Annotated in this window: 8 protein-coding genes; all 8 read left to right on the top strand. The window is 39.1% G+C overall.

The window, feature by feature from the left end:
• On the top strand, positions 1 to 1,126 hold a 1,126-nt coding region (locus AC1DSL_RS05000; RefSeq protein ID WP_477531390.1), incomplete at its 5' end, for an OmpL47-type beta-barrel domain-containing protein.
• Positions 1,127 to 1,356: 230 nt separating this feature from the next.
• Positions 1,357 to 2,085 (top strand): glucosaminidase domain-containing protein, encoded by a 729-nt coding sequence (locus AC1DSL_RS04995; RefSeq protein WP_477531389.1) that lies wholly within the window; start codon positions 1,357 to 1,359, stop codon positions 2,083 to 2,085.
• A gap of 172 nt (positions 2,086 to 2,257) precedes the next feature.
• On the top strand, positions 2,258 to 2,602 hold the full coding sequence (flaG, locus tag AC1DSL_RS04990; protein ID WP_016429513.1) for a flagellar protein FlaG: 345 nt from the start codon (positions 2,258 to 2,260) through the stop codon (positions 2,600 to 2,602).
• Between the two features lie 61 nt (positions 2,603 to 2,663).
• The gene (gene fliD, locus AC1DSL_RS04985; protein ID WP_477531388.1) at positions 2,664 to 4,154 is read left to right on the top strand and encodes a flagellar filament capping protein FliD; all 1,491 of its coding nucleotides are present in this window, start codon (positions 2,664 to 2,666) and stop codon (positions 4,152 to 4,154) included.
• On the top strand, positions 4,154 to 4,543 hold the full coding sequence (fliT, locus tag AC1DSL_RS04980; RefSeq protein WP_477531387.1) for a flagellar protein FliT: 390 nt from the start codon (positions 4,154 to 4,156) through the stop codon (positions 4,541 to 4,543). Before fliD ends, fliT begins: the two co-directional genes overlap by 1 nt.
• A gap of 18 nt (positions 4,544 to 4,561) precedes the next feature.
• Positions 4,562 to 4,939, top strand: coding sequence for a flagellar export chaperone FliS (gene fliS, locus AC1DSL_RS04975; RefSeq protein ID WP_477531386.1), 378 nt, complete (start codon positions 4,562 to 4,564; stop codon positions 4,937 to 4,939).
• Positions 4,940 to 4,987: 48 nt separating this feature from the next.
• Entirely contained in the window at positions 4,988 to 5,791 is an 804-nt protein-coding gene (motA, locus tag AC1DSL_RS04970) for a flagellar motor stator protein MotA (protein WP_016429517.1), read from the top strand.
• Positions 5,781 to 6,554 carry a flagellar motor protein MotB gene (motB, locus tag AC1DSL_RS04965; protein ID WP_477531385.1) on the top strand — a complete coding sequence of 258 codons (774 nt, stop codon included), beginning with the start codon at positions 5,781 to 5,783 and terminating at the stop codon, positions 6,552 to 6,554. Before motA ends, motB begins: the two co-directional genes overlap by 11 nt.
• Positions 6,555 to 6,557: the final 3 nt, after the last annotated feature.

Here is a 6,557-nt window from a genome sequence, read left to right as displayed (position 1 = left end):
GATCAACGTAATCACGTTCTATAGCGTTGATAACGCTGGTAATAAAGAAGAAGTAAAAACAACTGAAGTCAAAATCGACAAATCAGCACCAGCAACAACTTCTAATGCAACTAACGAATGGCACCAAGAGTTCACTCTAGAATTTACTGCTAAAGATGTACTAAGCGGTGAAGCAACAACATTCTATTCAGTAAATGGTTCTGATTTCACAAAAGGCAATAGCGTTGCTGTAAAAGAAGAAGGAATCAACGTAATTACGTTTTATAGCGTCGATAACGCTGGTAATAAAGAAGAAGTAAAAACAGCTGARGTCAAAATTRACAAGTCAGCACCAGTAACAACTTCAAATGCTAGCAATCTTTGGGTAAAAGAAAGCTTTGTAGTGGAATTGACTGCAGCGGATAGTCGAAGTGGTTTATCATCAACATATTACTCTATCAATGGTTCTGAATACGTTGAAGGAAAAAGCTTCACGGTAAATAAAGAAGGAATTAATGTAATTACGTTCTACAGCGTAGACAAAGCAGGTAACAAAGAAGAAGTGCAAACAATCGAAGTGAAGATTGACAAAACGGCCCCAACTGTAACGTGGGAGCTTAAGGAAATCTATACTCTTGGTACAAAACTTCCATTGGCCTATACAGCTAAAGATGCTGAATCAGGAATCAAAACGGAAAGCTTGACGGTTAATGGTGAAGCATATAAAAACGGTGATATCATCGACTTTACTAATCCGGGCAAATATACCGTAAAAGTAACTGTAACTGACCATGTTGGACTGACGACAACTCTTGAAAAGACAATCGTAGTCTACATTCATGTAAGCACCATCAAAGTTAATCCTGGTGTTATCAAGGATAACGGCGGAGTTTTCACAGTTGACGTATCATTGCCAAGAGGATTTGACACGAAGAATTTCATTTTAGAAACAGTAACGATCAATGGCGTTTCAGCCCTTACCGGTAAAAATGGCTATGAAAAACAAGCCGAAAAAGGCCAATTCAAATTCAATCGGGATGATTTTGACTGGGATAATGGCAAGCAGACACTTCAGTTCAGTGGAATGGTTGGTGATTACCTAGTACTTGGATCTACTGAAGTGGAAGTAAAAGGGTCAAAAAAATAAGGCTCGAATAACGGCCATCACCATGGGTTCAAATCCTGGGAATGGTTAGCTTCTTTAGTAAAAAGAGTAATCGGACAATACTAATATAGAAGAAGACTGTGACTTATCTCCCGTCACAGTCCTTCTTTTTGGCTCTTTTTTTCTATAAAGTACCAACTAACGGGATTATACGACTATTCTTTTAATTATTGTTTCTATGTAAAATGATTGGTATGAATACATAAAGAAGGATGCGAAATCTATCAATGACCAGCCCGATCTCTTCCAATTGGTTTTATTACATGACAATGGCTTCTATGGCACAAGCAATGCCTTCGATAAATCAATCAGGCAGTGCAACCAATTTACTCGGTAATGTAGGAAATGAAAATTCTCTGTTCCTTATGGTATTAAATGCAGCGATGCAAGGGAGCGAATCGAACAATACAACCACTCTGCCTTTTGCTCAAAATCAGTTGATTCCACAAATAAACAGTCCATTTTCTCTTCCAGTAAACGTGCAGGCAGTAGATAAAATAGATGTCCCTACAAGTCCAAATGATACAAGTGACTTCCATTTTAAACCCGTGCAATTCTTGAAACTTGATAGTAGCTTGGAAGGAAAATTGAACGGATCAGCCTCGCACTTTATCAATGCAGGGAAAAAGTATGATATAGATCCGAGTCTCCTTTCTGCGATTGCCATCCATGAAACGGGGAATGGTTCTTCAAGAGCAGTCAAAGAGAAGAATAATGTCGCTGGAATGATGGGTAAGAATGGCTTGAGAAGCTACGCATCTATAGAAGATAGCATTTTCGATATGGCTCGTAATTTACGTAAAAATTATTTGAACCAAGGAAAATCCACGATTGCCGAGATTGGAGCGAAATATGCCCCAATTGGTGTTGCAAATGATCCAACTGGTCTAAACAATCATTGGACAACAGGGGTCAGCCGTCATTTTGATAATCTATCATAGAAAAGACTGATTCTAATCGAATCGGTCTTGTTTTTTTGAACAAATATATTTGTAAATAACACTAAAAATTTCGCTGTTTATGCCGATATACATAAAATAAAGGTTGATTTGCAGTGAAGTAGATTTGTTTTCTTTCTCAACCGACAATGACGATACAAGGGGATAGCCACTGATGGAAGTTAAACCAGCACCTGCAATACCGTTTCCAAAGAAAGTCGATCTTGCAATGGAGTATCCTGTCAAAGGTCCAGTTCAATTAGAAGAACCGACCACTGAACTAAAAGAGAAAGTAACTAAAGAAATGCTGATAGATAAAGTCGAGGGGATGAATGAGTTCCTGGAACCGACTCCTACTGAAATAAAATTCAAACTGCATGAAAAACTGGATATCTATTATGTACAAGTAATCGATACAAACTCGGATACAGTCCTGAAGGAAATTCCACAAAAGAAATTTCTTGATATGTATGCTTCTATGGCGGAGTTAATGGGTTTGATTGTGGATGACAAATTTTAATTAAGTCTATTATAAAAATCATGACATAAACACAGAAACGAAAGAAGTGGAGTGAGGTAAATTGCGTATTGGCGGAATAGCATCAGGAATGGATACGGATTCATTAGTCAAGGAACTTATGAATGCACAGAAAATGCCCTTAAATAAATTGACTCAGAACAAAATATGGACGGAATGGCAACGGGACGCCAATCGAGAATTTAATATATCTCTATCAAAGTTACGGACAACTGCAAGTGACCTGCGTTTTCAAAGTTCATTCAATGCCTTTAGTGCAACGTCATCAAATCCGAGCAGTTTGACGGCATCAACAACAGCCAACGCATTGAATGGTACTTATCAGGTAGAAGTAGTGAATGTTGCGAGTCCTGCAAAAATCCATTCTGCCGGCATGATTGAAAAAGTCGCTGGAGTTGCTGCTAAATCAACTGATGTAATTCCTGCTACAGGAATGATCACAATTAAAGATAATGCGGGCACGGTTTTGGGAAGCGTTGATGTTACTAGTGGCTTGACTTATGCCGAGGTCGCGAAAAAACTTCAGGAATCAACAGCAGGAAAGACAACCGAGTTACGAGCGAGCTTTGATGACACTACATCGAGCTTCTTCATGTCGACCAAAGGCATGGGTTCTGATCAAAACTTCACGTTGGAATTCAGTAATGACCTGTTAGCCAAACAAGTAATAAACGATGGCACCAATACGGTCTTCACCACTGGCACTGCTGTAGGGGATGGCTTCATGTCATCCGCTACAAATGGAGAAGTGAAATTCGACGGAATTACTGTCAATAACTTGACGACAAACAAAACAACAATAAATGGCCTTACCATAAATCTATTACAAAAAGGCACATCCACTATTACGGTTCAATCAGATACAGCCAAACCATTAGAAATGATAAAAAATTTAGTGGAGAAATACAATGAAACAATTTCTGAAATCGAGAAAAAGCTGGTAGAGAAACGCTATCCAGACTTCAAACCACTTTCCGATGAACAACGAAAAGACATGAGTGAAAAGGAAGTGGAACTGTGGGAAGAGAAAGCAAGAAGTGGTTTGATTCGAAATGACCCAATGCTGAAAAGTGCATTGCAAAATCTAAGAAGCGCCTTCATGAATCCCGTCGCAGGAATTGCTAATGGTAATACCAATATGCTTTCTCAAATTGGTATTAATACTGGTAAGTACAGTGAGGGAGGAAAACTATTCATTGATGAAAATAAGCTAAAAGAGGCATTGTCAAATAAACCTGATGAAGTCATGGAGTTATTTACTAACAGTGAAAACGGCATTGGTAACCGAGTTTATCAGGAACTGAACGATGTTGTAAAAAGTTTGAGTGAACGTGCAGGCAGTACAACGAGTGCTGTCGACAACAGTACTATGTCAAAAAAAATCACTCAAATGAACAAAGAAATTAGTAAATGGAATGACCGGTTAAAGATGGTTGAAAACCGCTATTGGAAGCAGTTCACGGCCATGGAAAAAGCATTGAGTCAGATGAATTCACAAAGTTCTTGGATGCAACAGAATATGAGTGGCATGTAATGATTGGGTACCAAAACGTACTAGCCGAATTTCTTCAAATGACCGAAGAAATCCATAATCAAGCTAAAACACTTAATTCAAATATGAAAGATAATGAAACTGGTCAAGTGGAAACCTTGCTATCCCTTTTCGATAAAAGACAACAGCTGATTTCTCAGCTGGATACATACATGCAACAGACTGACTTTCACTGGACAGAAGAAGATAAGAAAGTAATTCAGCAAATGAAAGAAACCGAACAATTGATCCAGACGCTTATGAAGGGTTTACATCAGTCGTTCAAGTCGCAAATGAATCAAATCACTCAAACGAAACAAGGGTCTAGGAAGTTTGTGGATGCGTATCAGAATGTATCGACCGAGGGATCTTTTATCGATAAACGGAAGTAAAAAGCAGGAGGATTCAATATGTCAGTGATCAACCCTTACCAAACTTACCAGCAAAATTCAGTGATGACCGCATCTCCGCAGGAGCTTACACTGATGTTATATAACGGTTGCTTGAAGTTCATCAGGCTGTCCAAAAAAGCGATGACCGAAAAGAATTACGAGGTAAAAAATACAAATATCATTAAGGCACAAAACATAATTCAAGAGCTGCGAATCACCTTGAACCAAGAAATCGAAATTTCCAACAATATGACACAACTTTACGAATATATGTACACTCGACTGGTTGACGCCAATATGAAAAATAACCTGGAAATACTGGAAGAAGTTGAAGGGTATGTTGTAGAGTTGCGTGATACATGGAAGCAAGTCATTGAGCTTGCGAAAAAGAACTAAAGGTCACGGTACGTTTGTTATTCTTTGAAATTGAAATGAGGGTTTGGTGTGGATAAGACATCATGGTTAGGCATAATACTTGGAATGTTCGTACTGGTCGGTGGGATGATTTTGAAAGGCTCCGATCCAATCGCTTTATATAATCCTGCGGCACTCGTCATTATTTTTGGCGGAACAGTTGCCTGCATACTTATTGCGTTTCCATTTGAAGAAGTGAAGAAAATCCCTGTTCTATTTAAGGTGATTTTTTCTGAGTCGAAGATGGTTTCTCTTAAAGAATTGATTCCAGTGTTCACGGGGTGGGCGATGGTCGCAAGAAGAGAAGGATTACTGGCATTGGAAGAGCGTTCGGAAGAAGTGGAAGACCCATTTTTACAACGTGGTTTGAAAATGGTGGTTGATGGACAATCACAGGAACATATTCGTGAACTGATGGAAGAAGAAATTGCTGCGATGGAAGACAGACATGAGCTTGGGGCGAAAATTTTTACACAAGCTGGTACATATGCACCTACACTCGGGGTACTCGGTGCCGTAATGGGATTGGTATCGGCACTTGGCCACTTAGACGATATTTCATTGCTTGGTAAATCCATTTCGGCGGCATTTATTGCTACTTTGTTCGGTATTTTTACGGGGTATGTCATGTGGCATCCATTTGCCAATAAATTAAAGCGTAAATCAGAGCAGGAAGCCAGAATGAAATCGATTATGTTAGAAGGCTTGCTGGCTGTTCAGGAAGGTCTTCCAGTACGTATAGTAGAAGAGAAATTACTGACGTATTTACCTGCTAAAGATCGCGTTCTTGTGCAGGAAGAAAAAACAAGAGAAGGTGTTCGCGTTGAAGCGTAAGAAAAAACATGAAGATCATGTTAATGAATCATGGCTGATTCCTTATGCCGATATTTTGACGCTATTACTCGCTCTTTTCATCGTATTGTTTGCGGCAAGTGAAGTCGATTCACAGAAATTCAAGGAAATCTCAGAGTCATTTAATAATGAGCTTCAAGGTGGGACAGGCATTCTGGACGAAGAAGCGGCTATTGAAATTATGACTGATACGTCCAAAATCTCCAAACTGGATGAGATTAAACCTGAAACTGGAGTGAAATCAGTAGCTGAAATAACCCTTGAGCAGGACCTTAAAGAACTCGGGGAACTCAGGGGGAAAATTGAAGTTTACATAAAAGACAAGGGATTATCTACAAAAATTGAAACAGCTCTGACAAGCAAAGGGTTGGTGTTGAAGATAAAAGAAGGGGTACTTTATCCTTCGGGTAGTGCGGATATAAACGAAGAATCAAGAACGATTGCGGTTGAGATTTCAAATTTACTGGTTACAGACCTACCACGGAACATTTATATTGATGGTCATACGGATAATATTCCGGCTAATTCAGAAGAGTTTCCATCAAACTGGGAATTGAGTGCTGCAAGGGCCATCAATTTCATGAAAATACTACTTGAAAATAAACAGTTAGATCCGAAAGTGTTTAGTGCAACGGGATATGGTGAGTACAGACCGATTACTACAAATGACACTCCAGAAGGCAGAGCAGAAAACCGACGTGTGGAAGTTTTGATATCACCGTACAAGCAAGAAACTAACCACTGAAGA

The sequence above is a fragment of the Paenisporosarcina sp. P4_D4 genome, from assembly GCF_056401835.1.
The sequence above is the reverse complement of the archived record's forward strand: the minus strand, read 5'-3'. Positions and strand labels throughout refer to the sequence as shown.